Raw genomic sequence first — 21666 nt, 5'->3', positions numbered from 1 at the left:
CATCGGCGAGGCAACTGTTGTCGCACGAGCTGGACGGGAACCAGCTGTGTGTCGCTCGCGCGCCCACTATCGCGCACCTGCCGTGATCTGGCGCAGACGTTCGAGATACCTGGTGTTGGCCCGCCTGCGGTCGAGCACGGTCGGGAAGTCGGCGACACCGAAGTCCGAATCGTGTGCGGGCTCTCCGCAGATCCAGGCACCCATGCGCAGGTATCCGGTCAGCAGGGGCGGAAACGCCAGCCGCGTAGGGGCAGCTATCTCATCGAGAGGCTTGCCGTCGAGCAACACCGGCCGGTGGGGGTGAACCTGCCAGGGCCCGCGGTGGCGATCGGAGACGAAATCGCGGATTCCCCGGATCTGAGAACCTGCAACCCCGCCGTCGACGTCCCGCAGGACCGGGACCGACGTCGCGCCCATCAGGTAGCGGTAGTCCGTGCGCTCCAGATAGACGAGGATCCCCGCCCACATCAGCGCCAGCACCGCGCCGGAGCGGTGCTCGGCCGCCACACAGGCCCTACCCATCTCCACGGTCTGCGGAGCGAGGCCATCGAGTTCGGTGAGGTCGAATTCCGTTGCTGTGTAGAGACCTCCGGCCGCGATGGCGCCGGGCGGTGGCAGCAGCCGGTAGCAGCCGACCGCTTCTCCGGTGAGGTTGTGGCGCACGATCAGGTGGTCACAGTGTTCGTCGAATCGGTCGGTGTCGCGGCCGTCGGTCACGCCCGCCATCGCGGTGGCGAAACCGGGCTCGTCCGAAAAGACGCGATAACGCAATCGGGCGATGGTGTCGATGTCATGGAGGTCGGTGCTCAGATACAGGCTGTAGGCGGTGCCGGCTACGAGTGCGGCAGACTCACGTGCTGCTTTGGTCCTCATGAGCACAGGTGTATCGACCCAGGTGAACCTCGCGGCAGCGGCGGCGTGACGCGTCGATGCAAGGTGCGTGAACAGCAAACGACCCCCGGGCCAGTGGCCAGGGGGTCGTTCGAGTGTTCAGGCTGTCAGCAGCCGAGCGGTGTCACTTGCGTGCTTTGACCGCTTCGGTCAGCTGCGGGGCGACGTTGAACAGGTCGCCGACGATGCCGAAGTCCGCGATCTCGAAGATCGGGGCCTCTTCGTCCTTGTTGACCGCCACGATCGTCTTGGAGGTCTGCATGCCTGCGCGGTGCTGGATGGCCCCTGAGATACCGAGCGCCACGTACAGCTGCGGCGAGACCGTCTTGCCGGTCTGACCGACCTGGAACTGACCGGGGTAATACCCGGAGTCGACTGCGGCGCGCGAGGCACCGACAGCGGCACCGAGCGAGTCGGCCAGCTCTTCGACAACCGTGAACTTGTCGGCACTGCCGACACCCCGGCCACCGGAGACCACGATGGTGGCCTCGGTCAGCTCGGGGCGATCGCCACCGACGTTGGGCTCGACCTTGGTGATCTTGACGCCGTTCTCAGGCGCTGCGGGCACCTCGACGTCGACGCGCTCGCCGGCTCCGGCCTGCGGTGCAGCCTCGACGGCACCCGGACGAACCGAGTACACCGGAACGTCGCCGCCGGCGGTCGCCTCGACGGTGAAGGCGCCACCGAAGATCGAGTACACACCGGCGCCGCCTTCCTTCACCTCGATGACGTCGGCGTGCACGCCTGAACCCAGACGCGCCGCGAGACGGCCGGCGATCTCTTTGCCGTCCGCGGTCGCGGCGACGATCACGCCTGCGGGCGACGCCTGCTCCACGACGGTGCCGAGGATGTCGACCTGCGGGGTGATCAGGTAGCCGGCGACGTCATCGGACTCGGCGACGTAGATCTTCTCTGCGCCGGCTTCTTTCAGTGCGTCGGCGATGCTGTCGGTGGTGCCGGGCTTACCCGCGACGACGACCGACGGGCTGCCCAGCGCACGGGCAGCGGTGATGAGCTCAGAGGTGACCTTCTTCAGGGCACCTTCGGCGTCCAGCTCAGCGAGGACAAGTACTTCAGCCATGGTGATTACTCCTTGGGACTGTGGTCGATGGTTGGTGTGGCCGGCCGTCAGATGATTTTCTGACCGACCAGGTACTCGGCGACCTTCGAGCCGCCGTCACCTTCATCGACAACCTTCTCGCCCGCGGTCTTCGGCGGCTTCGGGGTCGAGCTGGTGACCGTCGAACCGGCGTTGGCCAGTCCGACCTCTTCTGCTTCCACACCGATGTCCGCGAGCGAAAGAACCTGAACCTCTTTCTTTTTCGCAGCCATGATGCCCTTGAAGGACGGGAAGCGGGGCTCATTGATCTTCTCGCCGACGCTGACGATGGCCGGGAGGGTGGCCTCGAGGTGGAAGATGCCCTCGTCGGTCTCGCGCTCACCGGACAGCTTGTCGCCGTCGACACTGAGCTTGCGCATGTGGGTCAGGTGCGGCAGTTCGAGGTACTCGGCGATGATCGCGGGTACGGCGCCGACGCGGCCGTCGGTCGCCTCGTTGCCTGCGATGACCAGCTCGACGCCTTCGACGGTGCCCAGGGCGCGGGCGATGACCCAGGCGGTCTGGATCGCGTCGCTACCGTGGATCGCGTCGTCTTTGATGTGGATCGCCTTGTCGGCGCCCATCGAAAGGGCCTTGCGGATGGCATCGGTGGTGCGGTCGGGTCCGACTGCGAGCACCGTCACCTCGCCTTCGCCTGCCTCTTTGATCTTCAGCGCCTCTTCGACGGCCTTCTCGTTGATCTCATCGAGAACGGCGTCGGCAGCTTCGCGATCGAGGGTGTAGTCACCATCGCTGAGCTTGCGCTCGGAGTAGGTGTCAGGGACCTGCTTGATCAGAACGACAATGTTTGTCATGGGTCTTCGTCGACCTCCTGCGTAGGGTTCTGGACAACTTACCGAAAGGAACTTACTAAGCGGTAAGTACTCCGGGGTCTTACCCACCTTAGCGCGGCCTAATGCCAGGTCGAACACCAGATTACGCGCGCAATGAGGTGTGTCACATTCACGCCGTTCTTCCTGCGTTCTGTACTCGGGTTCTAGCTGCTGCTTCAGCTCTCGTTCGCCGCCCACTAGGCTCCCCTCATGGCCAGAGGACCGCGTGGATCACACGACACCATTTCAACGCCGCAGCCAGTGCAAACAGAGCAGGAAACGCTCGCGCTGACCGGCGAAAGGACGGTGCCCGGCATAGCCGAAGAAAACTACTGGTTCCGGCGGCACGAGGTGGCGTACGAGTACATCCTCGAACGGTGCCGCGACCGTGTGGTGCTCGAAGCCGGATCCGGTGAAGGGTACGGGGCGAATCTCATCTCCACCGTCGCAACCGCCGTGACCTGCGTCGATTACGACCTCTCGGCGGTCGAACACACCCGGGCGCGCTACTCACACCTGACGATTCACCAGGCCAACCTGATCGACCTGCCCCTGCCGGACTCCTCCATCGACACCGTGGTCAACTTCCAGGTCATCGAACATCTGTGGGACCAGCAGGCCTTCATCTCCGAATGCCTGCGGGTGCTGCGCCCCGGCGGTGAGCTGCTCATCTCCACCCCCAACCGCATCACCTTCTCCCCCGGCCGCGACACCCCGCTCAATCCGTTCCATACCCGCGAGCTCGATCCGGAAGAACTGCGGGAACTCCTGACCGCCGCCGGACTGGTCGTGACAGAGACCCTCGGTGTGGCGCATGACACAACTTTGCGCGAACTCGATGCGACCTGGGGTGGGTCGTTCATCGATGCTCAGATCGAGCGGGCCCTGTCGGGGCAGCCGTGGCCACAGGAGCTGACCGCCGACGTCGCGGGCATCCGGACCGCCGACTTCGCCATCAGTGATCGCGACCTCGAGGCCAGCCTGGACCTGCTGTTCGTCGCGGTGAAACCTTGACCGCAGATGGTCATCCGGTGCCGGGGATGTTCTCACTGGTGCTGCACTCTCACCTGCCGTGGCTCGCAAACCACGGTCGGTGGCCGGTCGGCGAGGAATGGCTCTACCAATCGTGGGCGGGGTCGTATCAACCTGTCTTCGCGGCGCTGCGCCGGCTGGCTGCGGACGGTTTCACCGACCAACTGAGCCTCGGAATCACCCCGGTTCTCGCCGCCCAGCTCGACGATCCGCACTGCCTGTCTGCGATGCACCAATGGCTGGGCGACTGGCAACTGCGCGCGAGTGAGGCGGCGGTGGCCGGTGACGAGGCCGGCACCACCGCTCGGCCGGCACCGACGATCAACACCCTCGGCGAACGTGAATACCGTGCTGCGGCAGCGGCACTCAACGATTTCGAGACCCACTGGCGCCACGGCGGTTCGGCCCTGGTCCGTTCGATGGTCGACACCGGCACCATCGAACTCCTCGGTGGCCCACTCGCCCACCCCTTCGGCCCGCTGCTCGATCCGCGGCTCCGCGACTTCTCACTGCGCGAGGGCCTGGCGGACGCCGAGCAGCGATTCGGCTCCCGACCTACCGGGATCTGGGCACCAGAGTGTGCCTACGCCCCTGGGATGGAAACCGGTTACCAGCAGGCAGGCGTGGGCCACTTCATGGTGGATGGTCCTGCGCTGCACGGGGATACATCACTGGGCAGACCCGTCCACGACAGCGACGTCATCGCCTTCGGCCGCGACCTGCAGGTGTCCTACCGGGTCTGGTCCCCGAAATCCGGTTACCCGGGCCACGCGGCGTACCGCGACTTCCACACCTACGACCATCACTTCGGACTCAAACCGGCCAGGGTCACCGGCCGCGGGGTCGCCGGTGGCGACAAGAAGCCGTACGAACCCGAACGCACCACGGCAGTGCTGGCCCGGCACGTCGCCGACTTCGTGGACTGCGTCCGTGCCCGCCTGCTCGACGAGAACGCTCGCATCGGCAGGCCGGCCCTGGTGGTGGCCGCCTTCGACACCGAACTGTTCGGGCACTGGTGGCACGAGGGACCGCAATGGCTCGAGGCAGTGCTCCGTGCACTCCCCGAAGCCGGTATCCGGGTCGGCACGCTCAAGACCGCGCGTGAGCAGGGATACGTCGGCCCACCCGCTGCGCTGCAGAAATCCTCATGGGGATCGGGCAAGGATTGGCGCGTGTGGAACGGACCCGGGGTCGCCGACCTGGTGCGGATCAATGCCGAGGTCGTGCAGAGCGCGCTCGCCACCGTCACCAAGCGCGGAGACCGCGGCCGGGTGGCGCGGGACCGGGTCAGCGATCAGATTCTGCGTGAGGCACTGCTGACGGCGTCGTCGGACTGGCCGTTCATGGTCTCCAAGGACACTGCCGCCGACTACGCCCGCAACCGGCTGTACACCCACGCCCATGCGACTCGCGAGATCTGCGACGCCGCCGATCGCGGCCGAGAACAGCTGGCGGACAAACTCTCCACGCGCTGGAACGCCGCGGACAATCTCTTCCCCGGCCTCGACGCCCGCCGACTGGGGGTTGCATGAGAGTCCTGATCGTGTCCTGGGAGTACCCGCCGGTGGTCGTGGGCGGCCTCGGCCGTCATGTCCATCACCTGGCGGTGGAGTTGGCGGGCGCCGGCCACGACGTGGTGGTGCTCTCCCGCCAGCCCAGCGGCAGCGACGGTCTGAGCCATCCCGCCAGCGACCGCGCCTGCGAAGGCGTTCGCGTGATCGCAGCCGCCGAGGATCCCCCGCACTTCGTGTTCGGCGAGGACATGATGGCCTGGGTACTGGCGATGGGCCACTCACTCATCCGCGCAGGTTTGACGCTCGGCGACTCGAAAAACCTTGGTGCCAAGGGCCCTTGGATCCCCGATGTCGTCCATGCCCACGACTGGCTGGTGGCGCACCCGGCGATCGCACTCGCCGAACACTTCGACGTCCCCCTGGTGAGTACCTTCCACGCCACCGAAGCCGGCAGGCACAGCGGGTGGGTCAGTGGTCGGGTCAACAAACAGGTCCATTCGGTCGAGTGGTGGCTCGCCGCGGAATCGGACGCTCTGATCACGTGTTCGGTGTCGATGCACGATGAGGTCAACCGGCTGTTCGGGCCCGAACTCGCCGAGATCCACACCATCCACAACGGCATCGACGTCGACGCGTGGCCGTTCGCCTCGCGGACTCGACATACGGGTGGCCCAGAACTCCTCTTCGCAGGCCGGCTCGAATACGAGAAGGGCCTGCAGGACGCGATCGCAGCGCTTGCCCGCGTTCGGCGGACGCACCCGGGCACCACGCTCACCGTCGCCGGGGACGGAACCCAGCTGGCCTGGCTACAGGAGGTCGCCCGCAAACATCGTGTCTCGCGGGCGGTCCGCTTCGTCGGGAGCGTCGACCGCACAGGTCTGACCACCCTGCTGCACCGGTGCGACGCCATCGTGCTCCCCAGCCGGTACGAACCCTTCGGAATCGTCGCGCTGGAGGCGGCGGCGACCGGGGCACCGCTGGTGACCTCCACAGCAGGCGGGCTCGGCGAGGCGGTGACCGACGGGGTCACCGGCATGAGCTTCGCCCCCGGCGACGTCACGGGCCTGACCGCAGCCATCCGCGGCACCCTCACCGACCCCGAGGCCGCACAGAATCGCGCGATCGCCGCACGCCATCGTGTCGCGGAAGGCTTCGCGTGGGATCAGGTCGCCCAACGCACGGCCGGGGTGTACCTCGGCGCCAAACGCCGGATCCGCCGTCCACTGGGACGGCCGAATATCGTCGAACGTCCGCTACCCGAGAGAGATCCGGCGAAGCCGGTCGACATCACTCCCCCTTAGCAGCAGCCTTCTTGCGCTCGATGTCGGCCAGGGCCCGTTCCAGTTCGGCGCGCTCCTGCGCGTTCGTGGCCCAGTCGTCCTTGCGGTTCTTGACCACTCGCGCCGGCGCGCCGACCGCAATCGAGTAATCGGGGATCACGCCCTTGACGACGGCGTGTGAACCGAGCACGCACCCGCGGCCGACCACCGTGTTACGAAGGACCGAGACCTTCGCGGCAATCCACGTATCGGGACCGATCCGGACCGGACCCTTGACGATCCCCTGATCCTTGATCGCGACGGTGATGTCGTCCATCTTGTGGTCGAAGTCGCAGATGTAACACCAATCGGCGACCAGCGTCGACGCGCCGATCTCGATGTCGAGGTAGGTGTTGACGACGTTGTTCTCGCCGAAGACGACCTTGTCACCGATCTTGAGGGAGCCCTCGTGGCATCGGATCGAATTCCCGTCACCGATGTGCACCCAGCGCCCGATCTCCATCCGCGACAACTCCGGGGTCGCGTGGATCTCGACGTCCTTGCCCAGGAACACCATTCCCCGCAGCACCACGTGCGGATTGGCCAGCCGGAATCGCAACAGGCGGGCATAGCGCACGAGGTACCAGGGCGAGTACGCCCGATGGGTGATCACCCAGCGCAACGACTCCCGGGTCAGGAACCTGGCCTGCGCCTTGTCTCGGCGCCGGCCTGCCCGCCATCGGCGATGGAGCGGGGCATTCCACATGCTCGTCATGTCTAGGAACACTAATCGACACCGTTTCCGGGTCGTGCTGGTCGTTCGCGATAGGCTCACGGGCGATCGAAGAGAAGTGCGAGTGACGATGAGGAGCACGATGCGCCGCCGGACCACCACACGCGCCCTGTTGGTGCTGGTGCCACTACTCGCGGTGCTGATCAGTTCCTGCTCGGACGGCGTCGACGACGTCCGCTCGATCCCGAGCGCAGGGTGGTCAAGTTTCGGCGGCAATGCCCAGAACTCGAACTTCGTCTACCCCGAGGTCAGCGACGAACTCACACTGTCCTGGTCGCGGCCGGTCGGAGGACCGATCTCGGCTCCGCTGACCATCTCTGGACGCTCGAGTGTCGGCGTCACCGCCGGCACCGATTCGGGGTGCAATACATTCCTGTTCGACCCCCGTGCCGGCCGGAAGAACTTCTGCAAGCACCTCGCCGGCGGCGTTCAGCTCAATGCAATGCTCGTCGACCAGTACGAGAACATCTATCTCGGCGAGGCGGGTACCTTCTTCGGGCTCACCGGATCCGGGGACGTCCGATGGCGCTTCGGCACCGTGGGGGTCCCGCTTTCGGCGAAGTTCGCGGCCCCCGGTCTGGTCTTGATGGTCAGTCACCTGGGGCAGATCCTGCTGTTCGATTCGCAGACCGGCAAACTCGCGGCACCGGGCATCGGCCTACGTCCCGATGCCGATCCGAGCCAGCCGCTGTACGGTCTCGGCGACTGCGTGTCCGGCGGCCCTCGCTGCCCCGTGCAGGCACCGCCCGCCGTCGACTCGGATCGGGAACGCTTCTACCTGAACTACTGGCCCGAGGGTGCCATCGCCTCCCAGGTGCGCGGTTACGAATACGCCGAGCAAGACGGTGAACGTGGTATCCGGGAATCGTGGCAGACCGAGATCCCCGGCGGTGTCATCGGCCCGCCCACCCTGTCCGCGGACCGTCGCACCGTCTACGTCTTCAACCGGCTCGGCAGCATCTACGCACTCGACGCCTTGACCGGGACCCCGAAGTGGGACTACTTCGTCGACAACTACGGGTTCGCGACCATGACCATCACACCGGACGGGTTGCTCATACCGACCGGAGTTCTCGACTCCCCGGTCAGGGCGTTCAAAGACGAAGGCGACAAAGCGGTCCCGGTGTGGCAGCGCACCGATCTACGGTCGGTCAGCCTCTCGGCGCTGACCAACTACGGCACCGCCTGGACCGTGGTCCGGAAGCCTGGCGAGGACGTGCTCACCCTGATGGAACTGAACGCCGCCGACGGAACCACCAAACGCGAACTGGCCATTCCGGGTTCGGTCGGTTTCACCACCGGGGTCGCGGTGTCGGCGTCCGGTCAGGTCGCCACCGCCACCAACCTCGGCGAGGTCTACTTCTACGACCTGCCGAAGCAGCAGTAGCGAGCTCCCTACACCCGCAGACGCTCCAGAAATACGAAGACGCTCCAGAAATAAGTGGCGCGTCTTGGTAAAGGTGGAGCGTGTGCGGGAAAGACTAGGTCTGCCGCACCCCGGCCTCGCAGATGAACATCGCACCGGCCCTGCCGATGCGGGTGATCACGACTGCCAGCGATCGGGACCCCGTGAGCTTGAGTCGCTTACGCAGCCGATCGGGGTCCAGGTCGACGCCGCGCACCATGATCTCGACAGTGCCGCAGTCCAATTCGGCCAGTCGTCGCTTGAGGTTCTTCTCGGAGAACCCCATCTGCTCGATCACCCGCCAGCCACGCTCCCCGACCGGTAGTGCGTCGCCGCTGAGGTAGGCGATCTGCGGATCGAGTTGCCACAGACCGTGCATCTTTGCGAAGTGGCGAACCAGACCGGCTCTGATCACGGCGCCATCGGGATCCATGATCCAGGTTCCGGCGTCATCCACATCCGTCGTATCGTCGGCGGCGTCGGTGATCTCGAAACTACCTCCACCCGTGCGGATCACCGTTGCGCGGCGGCGCACACCGGGGCTGGGGTGCGACCACAGACAGGCCTCTCGGACACCCCCGTTCAACGACACCAACTGCACCTCGCCTGCGAATCCGTATCGGTCCCGCAGGAGCCGATAGTCCACGCCCGGCGCTGATTTCACCACGAGCGGCCTGCCGGCGTACACCGCGAGTACCTCCAAGAGCGGAGGTTCGGTGTCCTCGATCCGAAAACTGCGCCTCCCACCACTGCGGCGGGCCGGATCGGCGATCACGACATCCGCGTCGGAAGTCGGTGTCAGCGCATCGGCGCGGGCCAGCGTCGCGGCAGGGACGTTGTGTGCGGCCATCGCGAGCCGGACCAGGTCGAGATCGCTGCCGATCGCTCCGGCGATGCCTTCGGCCGCCGTCAGCGCTGCGAGATCGGCGCCGATGGAACAGGTGACATCGTGGACGGTGGCACCCGGATATCGGTCCGCGATCTCGGCGGCACGGTGTTCGGCAACCGGATACGCGGTGGCCTGTTGAAGCGCATCGTTCGTGAGCAACAGCCGTCCGGGATCGCGGAGTTTCCCGGCCGCCTTACGACGACAAGTGACGGTCTCTGCCAGCGCAGCCTGATGGTCGGGAAATCGGCGCGACAGCTTCTCGATGTCGGCGAGCATCGTATCGGATTGGAGCGCAAGCGAAACAGCGAATTCCAGAGCCCTGCGCCCGGATTCGGAACGCAAGAATGCAACGTCGTCGATCGTGAAGTCGTAGCCCACAGGTATAACAGTATCGATGCCACCACAGAGGAGAACGTGAACCGACGCAAACCCCGATCACACCGTCCGCGAGGCCGGGTCGCCGGGCCGGTGGGGCTGATCGCGCTGGTGGTCATCGCCGGCCTGACCTGGGCCGGCCTGAACGCCGGAGGCGGCGACCGGGACGAGGCCGCGGCACCGACGACATCAGCCTCTCCCCCACTCTCATCGCCGACGGCAGCCGCACCGACGGCCCCGGCCTCGCCCTCCTCGGCCCGGACACAACTCGCCGCGCTCGACGTCAAGGGACGCGCCCCGAGAACCGGTTATGAACGCAGCGAGTTCGGGCAGGCCTGGACCGACGACGTCAACGTCCCCGACGGCCACAACGGGTGCGACACCCGCAACGACATCTTGCGCCGCGACCTCACAGCCGTCTCCGTCAAACCCGGGTCCCGGGGGTGCGTGGTGCTCTCCGGAGTCCTCGTCGACCCCTATTCCGGTAAGACCATCGACTTCCTCCGTGGCGAAAAGACCTCTCCCGCAGTGCAGATCGACCACGTGGTCGCGATGTCAGACGCCTGGCAGAAGGGCGCCGCACAATGGGACACGGCCACGCGCACCGACTTCGCCAATGACCCGGCCAACCTCCAGGCCACCGATGGCCCGACGAATCAGCAGAAGAGCAACGGCGACACCGCCACCTGGTTACCGCCGAACAAGGCCTACCGCTGTACCTACGTCAGCAGGCAGATCGACGTCAAAGCCCGGTACGGACTCTGGGTCACCGCTGCAGAAAAGGACGCCATGACGAAGGTCCTCTCCACCTGCTGACCCGATCTTGGTGGGTTCTGGCGAGCGTTTCCCCAGGTGGCGGCCGCCAGAACCCACCATTTTCGGGGTTGACGTTGACGCGGCGTCAACGTCTACCGTCATGATTGTCGGAGATTCCGGCCGAGTTCAGGTGGAGGTGGGTCGCATGTCGTGGTCGATCGTGGAGGTCGCCCGGATGTCCGGCGTGACGTCGCGAACCCTGCGTCACTACGACGAGATCGGGCTGCTGCCGGCCGCCGGCGTGCAGAGCAACGGCTACCGCTACTACGAAGCCGATGATCTGTTGCGGCTGCAGCAGATTCGAGTGCTCCGGGAGCTCGATCTCGGGCTCGCCGAGATCCAGGCGATACTCGACGAGCAGTCCGACCAGGTGCAGGCCCTGCGCGGCCACCACGCGAGATTGCTGCGCGAACGCGACCGGCTCACGCTGGTGGCGCACACCGTTGCGCGCACCATCGAAGAACTCGAAAAACACGCAGGAGACAACGAGATGTCACGTATCAACCGACCGGAAAATCTCTTCGAAGGGTTCGACCCCACCGAGTACGACGACGAGGCCAGGCAGCGCTGGCCCGAACAGTGGCAGGAGTCGAAGGACCGTACCGCTGCGATGACACCCGCGGACATCGAGCGGCTACAACACGAGCAGACCGCCGCGATGATTCGCATGGCCGAACTCATGGGCGCCGGAACCGAAGTCGGCGATCCCGCAGTCCAGGCAGAGATCGATGCGGCCTACCGGACGATCTGCACGATGTGGACCCCGGACGCCACAGCGTTCAAGTGTCTGGGAGACATGTACGTCGATGATCCGCGGTTCACCGCTACATACGACAAGATCGCCCCAGGGCTGGCGGCGTACTACCGCGACGCGATGGCCGTCTATGCCGATGCGATGCTCGAGTGATGGTCGGCGGCGGTCGGTAATGGGGATGCATCACCGTCCCGCCCCGCGGTACGGTGGCCACGTGATCCACCGAGACGAAGCAGGTGCCGGCGCCCCGCGCGCCGCATCGAGATGACCGCGCCCCGCAGCCGTCCCTTCCGGTCGGCTGCGCAGCCATGTCCTCGCCCCGACTCCGTCGGGGATTCGACTCACCGCGTCACGGACGCGGCTCTCCGATGGCAGGTAATGCGCATCAGCAGTGCTTGCCGGGATGGATGCACCATGCAGCACCTCACTCACCAACAGATCATCGACTCATTTCGTGGCGCGACGCGCAGCGAGATCAAGCGGGTCACTCTTCCGACCGATTTCGCCGAGACCGATTTCGACGCTCTCGACTTCTACGGATGGCGGGACCGCAAGATCCCGCGCCGCGGGTACATCTGTGTGCCCCATCAGGGCGACCTCGTCACGCTGCTGCTGACGCAGGCCGACGCTGTACCAAAAAGGCGAGCGATGTGCGCCTGGTGCCGCGACGTCAACCTCACCAGCGCGGCAGTGATGTTCTCGACCCGCCGGGCGGGGCAGGCCGGGCGTCGCGGCGACACGATCGGCGTCCTCGCGTGCGAGGACTTCAGCTGTCCACGGAACGCTCGCCGACTTCCGCCGGCCTTTCACAAAGCCACCGACCTCGAGGCGTTGCGAGCCGAGGCCGTGGCAGGGCTGAGGCAACGCGTCGAGGCGTTCGTTTCCAATGCGTTAACCGCGGAGGACGTCTGATCGGTCGCGCCAAGACGAAAAAGACCCCCCACCGGAGATGGTGGGGGGTCTTCTTCTGTGCCTTCAGACGGAACTCAATTCGGCTTGGTACCGGTGACGATCACGTTGTAGAAGAACTTGGGCGGCACCACTCTTCGCAGGATGTTCTCGTCCACCCAGGTGAGCCGCTTCCAGCCACCGAAGGCGAACCGGGCCCAGCCCCAACCGAGCTTCTCCGGGGGCACCGCCGCCTCGAAGGTTCTGACGGGCCAACCCAGCATCGCTGCGGCGAACTCCTCGGTCGCGGTCTTGACCTCCACGGCGCCTGCCGACCGCGACATCATCTCGAGATCTGCGGGGTCGAAGGTGTGGATGTCGACAACGGCTTCCAGTGCTGCGGCCCGGGAGGATTCGTCGAGTTCTGCCTGCGGCCTGCGCCAGTCCTGCAACGGACCGAGTTTGGTGATGTTCGTGGTCGCGGCCCAGGTGGCGCGCGAGAGCCAGCGGGCGTAGAAATCGCCGATGGTCGACGGTTCACCCGCGAACACGAAACGGCCGCCGGGCTTGAGGACACGCAGCACCTCACGCAACGACTTCTCGACGTCGGGGATGTGGTGCAGGACCGCATGCCCGACGACGAGGTCGAAGGTGTTGTCTTCGTACGGAATCGTCTCGGCGTCGGCAACCCGGCCGTCGACGTCGAGGCCGAGGTTCTCGGCATTGCGCAGGGCGACCTTGACCATACCGGGCGAGAGATCGGTGACCGACCCCTTGGTGGCGATCCCGCCCTGCATGAGATTCAGGAGGAAAAATCCTGTGCCACAACCGAGTTCCAGGGCGCGCCCATAGGGCAACGGCTGGTCACCGGCGACCGCGTCGAACCGGCCGCGGGCATAGTCGATGCAACGTTCGTCGTAGCTGATCGACCATTTGTCGTCGTAGGTCTCCGCTTCCCAGTCGTGGTAGAGCACCTGGGCGAGCTTGGTGTCCTTGAGCGCGGCCTGCACCTCATCGGCACTCGCGTGCGGGTTGGGAGCGGGATCGCTGGGAGACGAAGTCATTGGTCTACAACCACTTTCCGTAGAGGGAGGCTACTTACCGGTGAACTGGGCCTTGCCCGGGCCGTTCTCGACGAAGGATGCCATCCCGATCTTCCGGTCGTCGGTGGAGAACAGCGCCGCGAAGACATGCTCTTCGATCTTGAGTCCGGTGGCCAGATCGACGTCGAGGCCTTCGTCGATGGCGGCTTTGGCGGCGGCGAGCGCGACGCTCGCTGCACCATTGAACTTCGACGCCCACTTGAGCGCAGCGTTGTAGACCTCGTCCGGCGCGACGACCTCGTCCACCAGGCCGATCTCCAGTGCTTCTGCGGCACCGACGAAACGCCCGGTGAACACCAGATCCTTGGCCTTCGCGGGGCCGATCAGCCGAGCAAGGCGCTGAGTACCTCCGCCACCGGGAATCACGCCGAGCAAGATCTCCGGCACTCCCAGCTTGGCGTTGTCCCCGGCGATCCGCCGGTCAGCGCCGAGTGCCACCTCGAGTCCGCCGCCCAGTGCGTACCCGGTGATGGCCGCAACGGTCGGCTTCGGGATGGCGGCGATGGAACCGAGGTCGGCCTGCAGGCGGCCTGCGACCTTCTGGACCTCGGAGAACGTCAGATCGTTGAGTTCTTTGATGTCGGCACCCGCAGCCAGGACCTTCGGGCCGCCGTAGACGACAACCGCCTTGATGTCATCGCGCACGGTCGCTTCCCGTGCGGCCTCGGCCAGCTCTGCCTGGACCTGCCGGCTCAGCGCATTCATCGGGGGGCGGTTCAGCAGGATGGTCGCGACCCCGGGAAACTCGTCGGAGGTCTGCAACGTCACGAACTCAGGCATGCTCCGCAGGCTACCGGGTGCACCGGTGATCCCCTACTGTCGGGGGATGGCAGCGACCCCACACGGTGAGGCAGTCGAGATCGAGGTCGGTGGCCGCGTGGTGCGCGTCTCGAGCCCACAGCGTGAGTACTTTCCGGCCCGCGGTGAAACCAAGCTCGACCTCGTCAACTACTACCTGGCGGTCGGCGACGGAATCGTGCGCGCGCTCCTCGATCGGCCGTGCATGCTGCATCGCTACCCCAAGGGCGTCGCCGGGCAGAAGGTCCACCAGAAGCGGATCCCCGCGGGCGCCCCGGACTGGCTCGAGACCGTCAACATCTACTTCCCGCGGTTCGGCAGGACCGCCGATGAGGTCTGTGTGACCGAACTCGGCAGCGTGATCTGGGCGGTGCAGATGTCGACTGTCGAGTTCCATCCCTGGAACTCTCGGCGCTTCGACACCGAAAAGCCCGATGAGTGGCGCATCGACCTCGATCCGATGCCCGACTGTTCCTTCGACAAGGTGCGGCGCACCGCTCACGTCGCCAACGAGGTCCTCGACGAGCTCGGCATACGTGGATTCCCGAAGACGTCAGGCGGATCAGGTCTGCACATCTACGTGCGCATCGAACCCGAGTGGGGTTTCGCCGACGTCCGCCGCGCCGCGCATGCCTTCGCCAGAGAGGTCGAACGCAGGGCTCCGAGCGAAGTGACCACCACCTGGTGGCGCAAAGACCGCGACCCCGGCGCCGTGTTCGTCGACTACAACCAGAACACTCGAGACCACACCATCGCCAGTGCGTACTCGGTGCGCGGCAACCCCGAAGGCACCGTCTCGACACCCATCAGCTGGGACGAGATCGACGACGTCGACCCGCCGAGTCTGACCATCGCAACCGTGCCCGCTCGCTTCGCCGAACTCGGTGACCTCCACGCCGAAATCGACGATCGCGCCTACCGCCTCGACACCCTGCTCGAGTGGGCCGACCGCGACGAACGCGAAGGTGCTGAACCGACACCCGATCCCGACGCCTGACCGAGTTCGCCGACCGTGCCGTTTCGGGCGCCGACCGTGCCGTTTCGGGCATCGAACGTGCCTTTTTGGGCGCCGACCGTGCCCCGCTGTGGAACAGCGAGCATCACACCGACAGGTCCAGCGTCATAACGGCACAGTGGACGTCTGTAACGGCACGATCGGCGGTGGTAAGGGCACGATCGGCGGTGATAAGGGCCCGGTCGGCGGTGGTCGGAGGGTCAGAAGAGATCGTTGACCCGACGGTATTCCTCTTCGCCGTCGAACTCGATCCGAACCTTCTCTCCAGTGGATACGAAGTTCGGGGTGATGCTCTCGACCACCCGGTCGGCCGCGAGCGCAGCGTCGACACTGTCGTATTTCGACAGTTCCTTGAGCTGGGTCCAGGTGGGTGGCAGAAGAAAGTGTTTACCGTCGTCCCACGACGCGATCGCCGCAGCAGGGGTTGCCCAACCGGTCTCGGACGCCTCGGTGGTCTCCCCGTCGGCGGTCTGCCCCTCCGGCAGGACGGCAAGAAAGAACCGGGTGTCGTAGCGACGCTTCTCTCCGAGCGGGGTGATCCAGTGCGCGAGCGGTCGCAGCAGGTCCGCACGCAGCGAGAGGCCGGCCTCGCGCAGGAACTGGGCGAACGACAGGGATTTGTCGACGAGCCCGGCGCGTTCAGCCGTCAGTTGCGACGTGTCGGGGAAGCTGCCGTCCGAGCGGGCGGCCAGGAGAACGCCACATTCTTCGAAGAGTTCGCGAACCGCTGCGCAGACCAGCGCCTGGGCCGTCGCGGGCTCGGTGTGAAACTGTGCTGCCCACCAGTCCTCATCGGGACCGGTCCAGGCGAGATCGACTTCGGCGTCACGAGGGTCGACACCGCCGCCCGGGAACACCGTCATACCGCCGGCGAACTCCATCTGTTTCACCCGACGCATCAGGAACACCTCGATCGGTGCGCTCGCCCCCGGCCGTACGAGCACGACAGTCGCGGCGTCGCGCATCGGAACTGATTCCGGGTCGTCGACGATGGTGAACGTCATTCGGCGCGCCTCCGGTGGCCGCCGGCAGCACGTGCCCGCCGGGCGAAGAACCGGCCGTCGGCCTTGTCCAGAGCGATGGACTGGCTGAACGCGCTGGACAAGTTCTCGGCGGTGATGACGTCTTCGATCAGGCCTTGAGCCACGACCAGACCCTCCTTGAGCAGCATCGCGTGAGTGAACCCGATCGGGATCTCTTCGACATGATGCGTCACCAGGACGGTCGCCGGGGCGTCGGGGTCGGCGGCCAGGACTGCGAGCCGGGCCACCAGTTCCTCCCGACCGCCGAGGTCCAGGCCTGCGGCGGGTTCGTCGAGCAGCAGCAACTCCGGATTGATCATGAGAGCTCGTGCGACGAGTACGCGTTTGCGTTCGCCCTCCGACAACGTGCCGAATGTGCGGTCGGCGAGATGTTCCGCCCCCATCGACTCGAGCATCTCGAGGGCTTGTTCCCGGTCGACGTCGTCGTACGCCTCCTTCCAACGGCCGAGCACCGCGTAACCGGCGGAGATGACGAGGTCGCTGACGATCTCCTGCTCCGGGATCCGCTCACCGAGCAACGCCGAGGTGACGCCGATCCTGGTGGTCAGCTCGCGGACCTCCGTGCGGCCGACGGGTTCACCGAGCAGGAACGCACTGCCACTGGAAGGGTGGGTTTCAGCAGCCGCCATCCGCATCAGGGAGGTCTTGCCCGCACCGTTGGGGCCGAGGATGACCCACCGTTCGTCGAGCTCGACCTTCCAGGAGATGGGCCCGACGAGGGTATTTCCGCCGCGTCGCAACGCCACGTCCTCGAAGTCGATCAGCAGGTCTGGGTCCGTTTCACGCACCCCCCTATCGTGCCGCACCGCGGGGCGACTGACCGTCCGATGCCGAGAGTGTCGCCGAATCCGCGAATCCCGTATGCGACGGTGTGGGGCGTCAGCCCATCGTGAAGTCGGCAAAATCGAAGCCCGGCACGACAATACAACTCACCAACGACGGCTCGTCACCATGCGGGGTGGCACGTTGCCACTGGCCCGGGGACAACACGTACTGCGGACGCTGCCCGGCCAGGATGTCCGAGCCGACCAGCACCGTGTGTTCGTCCGCCGGCGCACTGCCCTGACCACCCAGCCCCAGAGCGACCGGAGATCCACGGTGGTGCAGCCAGATCTCCGCGCTGCGCACGGTGTGCCACGCAGAATGCTGGCCGGGCAAGAGCAAGAAAAGGATTGCGGTACCGGCGGCGCGCTCTGCGGGATATCCGTCCGGTAACACCGATTTCGGGATGGCCAGATCGCTGACCCAGGTCTGCCGGTAGAAACCGCCCTCGGGGTGGGGTTCCAATGCGAGGTCGACGGCCCACTCCGGCAGATCTGTCATACGCCCAGATTAGTCCGACGTCGTCCGGGCCGCCCGGCTCGTCTCGGCGATCACGGTGACCGAACCGGGCGCGATCTCGGTGAAGCCCGCGTCCCGGACTGCGACCGCCGTTCCGTCCGCATCTGCGGTGAGGAGCCGATCCCAGTCGCTTCTCGACGCGTCTCTGACGGACACCGGGCAGCCGGCAGAAAACCATTGGGCCGCTTGGTCTCGGTCCATCAGTTTGACGGCCAGCATCGAGGCGTGCCCGACCTGTGCCGCGAGCTTGCCGACGGTCATCTCGAGCGTGGGGTTGACCCATAGCATGGGCCCGGCCGGAGCCTGGCTGCCGGCTGCTTCCCCCGATATCTCGGTGCCACCGATCTGCAGGCGCGCGATGCGTTTGTCGGTCTCTCCTACCGGGCCCGGCACGATGGCCCTGGCGGACGCCGTCCCACAGCCTGCTGTGACCCCTGGAACGTCCTGCGCGGCTTCCCAGTGAGCACCGCGCGCACGCCGCGCAATCTTCCTGATCCGCGCATCGCACCAGGCATCCATCGGACCCGCCCATGGGCCGTCGCCACCGCTGCGCTCGTCCAGACACAGCAGTGCGACCGCCGACGCCGCCGCATTGAGAAGATCTGTCCGGTCGGGCTGCTCCGCCTTGGGTATGTGCAGCACCATCTGCATGGCGAGCACCTGCCGTGGATCCTCTGGATCACTGTGGCCACCAACGTATCCGACCAAACGGTCATATCGTTCGGCGAAGGTCGATGACCGCGCTTCGGCGTCGTGGGCCTCCGAGGCGTCGACCGGTTCCGAATCCATGGTCAGTTCAGTGGTACCCGGCGCATGACGCCGTCGATCGCATCCGCGGCCTCGATCTCGTCCCGCGTGACGCCGAGGATGAACAGCACGGCATCGAGGAACGGATGCGACAGGGCCGCATCGGCGACCTCCTGCAGCGCGGGTTTGGCGTTGAACGCGATACCCAGCCCGGCGACCGTCAGCATGTCGATGTCGTTGGCACCGTCACCGACGGCAATCGTCTGCTCCATCGGCACGCCAACACTGTCGGCAAACGCTCTGAGCGCCTTCGCTTTTCCGGCGCGGTCGACGACCTCGCCCACCACCCTGCCGGTGAGTTTGCCCTCGGCGATCTCCAACGTGTTCGCCTTGACGAAGTCGAGTTCGAGCTCGTGGGCCAGCGGTTCGATGACCTGGCGGAACCCGCCGGAGACCACGCCACAGTGATAGCCCATCCGGTGCAGGGTCCGGATCGTCGTCCGCGCGCCCGGCGTCAATTCCAGTTCGTTCGCGACCTCGTCGAGCACGGATACATCGAGTCCGGCCAGTGCCGCGACGCGCTCGTGCAGCGATTGGGCGAAATCGAGTTCTCCGCGCATGGCAGCCTCGGTCACCGCGGCGACCTCGGCTTCGCGGCCCGCGCGAGCGGCGAGCATCTCGATGACCTCGCCTTGGATAAGCGTCGAGTCGACGTCGAAGACGATGAGACGTTTGGCCCGGCGGGCCAGGCCACCGCGCTCGACCGCGACGTCGATGCCGTACTTGCTGGCGACGCCCGCCAGCCCCTTACGCAGCGCGGCGTCCGCCGCAACGCTGTCGCGGTCGACACTGATCAGCAGCTCCAGGCCGGTCACCGGGTAGTCAGCGATGCCCCGGATCGAATCGATGTTGCCACCCTGGCGGGCGAGCTCACCGGCGAGTGCACTGAAACTTTTTGCACTGACCGGACTTCCGAGGACAACCACAGCGTGCGTGGAGAGCCTGCGGTCGCCGTTCTCGGCGCCGACCTCGACGGTGACGTCGACGCCCACCGAGTCCATCGCCTGCTCGATGACCTCCTGCAGCTCCTCGCTGTCACCGATGCACCGAACCAGGACACCGAGCGTGAGGCGGCCGCGAATGACCACCTGCTCGACATCGAGGATGCTCACGTTGCGGGTGGACAGTGCCCCGAACAGGACAGACGTGACGCCCGGTTTGTCGTGTCCGGTCACGGTGATGAGCACAGACGTACCCTCCGGCCCCGCGGTGTCGGCGCGGCCGGGGTTGATATCGGTGGTCACCTCAGTTCGAACCGGAATCTGATTCGGCCGACGATTCGTGACTTCCGACCGTCAACGGCTCTTCCTTGATCTCTTCGGCCTTATGACTCTTCTGGCCAACGTGGGCTTCGTCGCGCATGCGGTCCACCATATGCGGGTAGTGCAACTCGAACGCAGGCCGCTCCGACCGAATGCGCGGGAGCTCGGTGAAGTTGTGTCGCGGCGGCGGGCAGCTGGTCGCCCACTCCAGCGAGTTACCGAAGCCCCACGGGTCGTCGACGGTCACGACCTCGCCGTAGCGGTAGCTCTTGAACACGTTCCACAGGAACGGCAGCGTCGAGGCACCGAGGATGAACGCACCCACTGTCGACACGATGTTCAACGTGGTGAACCCGTCCGACGACAGATAGTCGGCGTAGCGACGCGGCATGCCCTCGTTACCGACCCAGTGCTGCACCAGGAACGTGGTGTGGAAGCCGATCATCGTCAGCCAGAAGTGCATCTTGCCCAGCCGCTCGTCGAGCATGCGTCCGGTCATCTTCGGGAACCAGAAGTAGATACCGGCGTAAGTCGCGAACACGATGGTGCCGAAGAGCACGTAGTGGAAGTGCGCGACGACGAAGTAGCTGTCGGACAGGTGGAAGTCCAGCGGCGGGCTCGCGAGCAGGACGCCGGTCAGACCACCGAAGAGGAACGTGATGATGAAGCCGACGGAAAAGAGCATGGGTGTCTCAAAGGTCATATGACCTTTCCACATCGTGCCTATCCAGTTGAAGAACTTCACACCCGTGGGCACCGCGATCAAGAACGTCATGAACGAGAAGAACGGCAACAGGACCGCGCCGGTGGCATACATGTGGTGCGCCCACACCGCCACCGACAACGCAGCGATCGCCAGGGTTGCGTAGACCAGACCGCTGTAACCGAAGATGGGCTTGCGGCTGAAGACGGGGAAGATCTCCGAGACGATGCCGAAGAACGGCAGCGCGATGATGTAGACCTCGGGGTGACCGAAGAACCAGAACAGGTGCTGCCACAAGATCACGCCACCGTTGGCCGGATCGTAGAGCTGGGCGCCGAATTGTCGGTCGACCTCCAGACCCATCAGAGCGGCGGTCAGCAACGGGAACGCCAGCAGGATCAGGACGCTGGTGACCAGGATGTTCCAGGTGAAGATCGGCATCCGGAACATCGTCATGCCGGGAGCGCGCAGGCAGACCACGGTGGTGATCATGTTGACCGCACCCAGAATGGTGCCCAGACCGGAGACGGCCAGGCCGAGGATCCACATGTCGGCGCCCGCACCCGGAGAGTGCACGGCGTCGGTCAATGGGGTGTAGGCGGTCCAGCCGAAGTCAGCGGCGCCGCCGGGGGTGATGAATCCGGCCACGGCCACTGTCGAGCCGAACACGAACAGCCAGAAGCTGAAGGCATTCAACCGCGGGAACGCCACGTCCGGGGCGCCGATCTGAAGCGGGAGCACGACGTTGGCGAAACCGATGACGATCGGCGTCGCGTACATCAGCAGCATCACGGTGCCGTGCATGGTGAACAGCTGGTTGTACTGCTCGGTCGACAGGAACTGCAGACCCGGAACGGTCAGCTCAGAGCGCATCAGCAGTGCCATCAGGCCACCGATGAGGAAGAACGCGAAGCAGGCAACCAAGTACATGATGCCGAGCAGTTTGTGGTCGGTGGTCGTCAACATCTTGTAGATGAACGACCCCTTGGCCCCCGTGCGCTCGGGGTAAGGCCGTACCGGAGCCACCTGAGTAGTGGGCTGGTCTA

Annotated in this window: 21 protein-coding genes; 8 read left to right on the top strand and 13 right to left on the bottom strand. The window is 65.7% G+C overall.

Annotated elements, in window-relative coordinates; all coding sequences use genetic code 11:
* Window positions 1-66: 66 nt before the first annotated feature.
* From BH683_RS12730 to BH683_RS12720, 3 genes are all read right to left on the bottom strand, one after another.
* Window positions 67-873, bottom strand: coding sequence for a GNAT family N-acyltransferase (locus BH683_RS12730; protein WP_084836780.1), 807 nt, complete (start codon window positions 871-873; stop codon window positions 67-69).
* 142 nt (window positions 874-1015) lie between these two features.
* On the bottom strand, window positions 1016-1972 hold the full coding sequence (locus tag BH683_RS12725; RefSeq protein WP_084836635.1) for an electron transfer flavoprotein subunit alpha/FixB family protein: 957 nt from the start codon (window positions 1970-1972) through the stop codon (window positions 1016-1018).
* 47 nt (window positions 1973-2019) lie between these two features.
* Window positions 2020-2805, bottom strand: coding sequence for an electron transfer flavoprotein subunit beta/FixA family protein (locus BH683_RS12720; RefSeq protein ID WP_084836634.1), 786 nt, complete (start codon window positions 2803-2805; stop codon window positions 2020-2022).
* Between the two features lie 228 nt (window positions 2806-3033).
* Between BH683_RS12720 and BH683_RS12715 the strand changes: the two genes are divergently transcribed.
* From BH683_RS12715 to BH683_RS12705, 3 genes are read left to right on the top strand one after another with little or no spacing between them, the layout of a single operon-like run.
* Window positions 3034-3837: a class I SAM-dependent methyltransferase gene (locus tag BH683_RS12715; protein WP_084836633.1), complete on the top strand. Its 804-nt coding sequence runs from the start codon at window positions 3034-3036 to the stop codon at window positions 3835-3837.
* A gap of 26 nt (window positions 3838-3863) precedes the next feature.
* A complete protein-coding gene (locus BH683_RS12710) occupies window positions 3864-5387 on the top strand; it encodes a glycoside hydrolase family 57 protein (RefSeq protein ID WP_084836632.1) in 1524 nt (507 codons plus the stop codon).
* Entirely contained in the window at window positions 5384-6670 is a 1287-nt protein-coding gene (locus BH683_RS12705) for a glycosyltransferase family 4 protein (RefSeq protein WP_084836631.1), read from the top strand. The genes BH683_RS12710 and BH683_RS12705 overlap by 4 nt, the downstream gene beginning before the upstream one ends.
* Here the strand turns inward: BH683_RS12705 and BH683_RS12700 are convergent.
* Window positions 6657-7403: an acyltransferase gene (locus BH683_RS12700; RefSeq protein WP_084836630.1), complete on the bottom strand. Its 747-nt coding sequence runs from the start codon at window positions 7401-7403 to the stop codon at window positions 6657-6659. The genes BH683_RS12705 and BH683_RS12700 overlap by 14 nt on opposite strands.
* 100 nt (window positions 7404-7503) lie before the next feature.
* Here BH683_RS12700 and BH683_RS12695 point away from each other — a divergent pair, with 100 nt between their 5' ends.
* Window positions 7504-8808, top strand: coding sequence for a PQQ-binding-like beta-propeller repeat protein (locus tag BH683_RS12695; protein WP_084836629.1), 1305 nt, complete (start codon window positions 7504-7506; stop codon window positions 8806-8808).
* A gap of 94 nt (window positions 8809-8902) precedes the next feature.
* Here BH683_RS12695 and BH683_RS12690 read toward each other — a convergent pair whose 3' ends face one another.
* Window positions 8903-10093: an SAM-dependent methyltransferase gene (locus BH683_RS12690; RefSeq protein ID WP_084836628.1), complete on the bottom strand. Its 1191-nt coding sequence runs from the start codon at window positions 10091-10093 to the stop codon at window positions 8903-8905.
* A 36-nt stretch (window positions 10094-10129) separates the two neighbouring features.
* Between BH683_RS12690 and BH683_RS12685 the strand changes: the two genes are divergently transcribed.
* The 3 genes from BH683_RS12685 to BH683_RS12675 all read left to right on the top strand — a co-directional run bounded on the left by BH683_RS12685 (window position 10130) and on the right by BH683_RS12675 (window position 12572).
* Window positions 10130-10906 carry an HNH endonuclease family protein gene (locus BH683_RS12685; RefSeq protein WP_348639223.1) on the top strand — a complete coding sequence of 259 codons (777 nt, stop codon included), beginning with the start codon at window positions 10130-10132 and terminating at the stop codon, window positions 10904-10906.
* 145 nt (window positions 10907-11051) lie between these two features.
* The gene (locus BH683_RS12680; protein ID WP_084836778.1) at window positions 11052-11813 is read left to right on the top strand and encodes a MerR family transcriptional regulator; all 762 of its coding nucleotides are present in this window, start codon (window positions 11052-11054) and stop codon (window positions 11811-11813) included.
* A gap of 261 nt (window positions 11814-12074) precedes the next feature.
* On the top strand, window positions 12075-12572 hold the full coding sequence (locus BH683_RS12675; RefSeq protein ID WP_084836777.1) for an FBP domain-containing protein: 498 nt from the start codon (window positions 12075-12077) through the stop codon (window positions 12570-12572).
* 74 nt (window positions 12573-12646) lie between these two features.
* On the opposite strand, the gene BH683_RS12670 is transcribed toward BH683_RS12675, so the two are convergent.
* Both BH683_RS12670 and BH683_RS12665 read right to left on the bottom strand, forming a co-directional pair.
* Window positions 12647-13612: a class I SAM-dependent methyltransferase gene (locus BH683_RS12670; RefSeq protein ID WP_084836627.1), complete on the bottom strand. Its 966-nt coding sequence runs from the start codon at window positions 13610-13612 to the stop codon at window positions 12647-12649.
* 30 nt (window positions 13613-13642) lie between these two features.
* Window positions 13643-14431: an enoyl-CoA hydratase-related protein gene (locus BH683_RS12665; RefSeq protein ID WP_084836626.1), complete on the bottom strand. Its 789-nt coding sequence runs from the start codon at window positions 14429-14431 to the stop codon at window positions 13643-13645.
* Between the two features lie 46 nt (window positions 14432-14477).
* On the opposite strand from BH683_RS12665, the gene ligD reads away from it, so the two are divergent.
* Complete coding sequence (gene ligD, locus BH683_RS12660; RefSeq protein ID WP_084836625.1) at window positions 14478-15446, top strand: non-homologous end-joining DNA ligase; 969 nt, start codon at window positions 14478-14480, stop codon at window positions 15444-15446.
* A 218-nt stretch (window positions 15447-15664) separates the two neighbouring features.
* Here the strand turns inward: ligD and BH683_RS12655 are convergent, their stop codons facing one another.
* The 6 genes from BH683_RS12655 to ctaD form a co-directional block, all read right to left on the bottom strand.
* Entirely contained in the window at window positions 15665-16468 is an 804-nt protein-coding gene (locus tag BH683_RS12655) for an NUDIX domain-containing protein (RefSeq protein WP_084836624.1), read from the bottom strand.
* Window positions 16465-17295 carry an ABC transporter ATP-binding protein gene (locus BH683_RS12650; protein ID WP_084836623.1) on the bottom strand — a complete coding sequence of 277 codons (831 nt, stop codon included), beginning with the start codon at window positions 17293-17295 and terminating at the stop codon, window positions 16465-16467. Before BH683_RS12650 ends, BH683_RS12655 begins: the two co-directional genes overlap by 4 nt.
* A gap of 91 nt (window positions 17296-17386) precedes the next feature.
* A complete protein-coding gene (locus tag BH683_RS12645; protein WP_084836622.1) occupies window positions 17387-17830 on the bottom strand; it encodes a cupin domain-containing protein in 444 nt (147 codons plus the stop codon).
* A gap of 9 nt (window positions 17831-17839) precedes the next feature.
* Window positions 17840-18637, bottom strand: a complete 798-nt coding sequence (locus tag BH683_RS12640) for an aminoacyl-tRNA hydrolase (RefSeq protein ID WP_084836621.1) — start codon at window positions 18635-18637, stop codon at window positions 17840-17842.
* Between the two features lie 2 nt (window positions 18638-18639).
* On the bottom strand, window positions 18640-19899 hold the full coding sequence (gene serB, locus BH683_RS12635; RefSeq protein ID WP_084836620.1) for a phosphoserine phosphatase SerB: 1260 nt from the start codon (window positions 19897-19899) through the stop codon (window positions 18640-18642).
* 1 nt (window position 19900) lies between these two features.
* Window positions 19901-21666, bottom strand: a 1766-nt coding sequence (gene ctaD, locus BH683_RS12630) for a cytochrome c oxidase subunit I (protein WP_246833347.1), incomplete at its 5' end; no start/stop codon positions are given.

Origin of the sequence: Williamsia sp. 1138 (genome assembly GCF_002095435.2) — a bacterium.
Taxonomy (GTDB): domain Bacteria; phylum Actinomycetota; class Actinomycetes; order Mycobacteriales; family Mycobacteriaceae; genus Williamsia.
The sequence above is the reverse complement of the archived record's forward strand: the minus strand, read 5'-3'. Positions and strand labels throughout refer to the sequence as shown.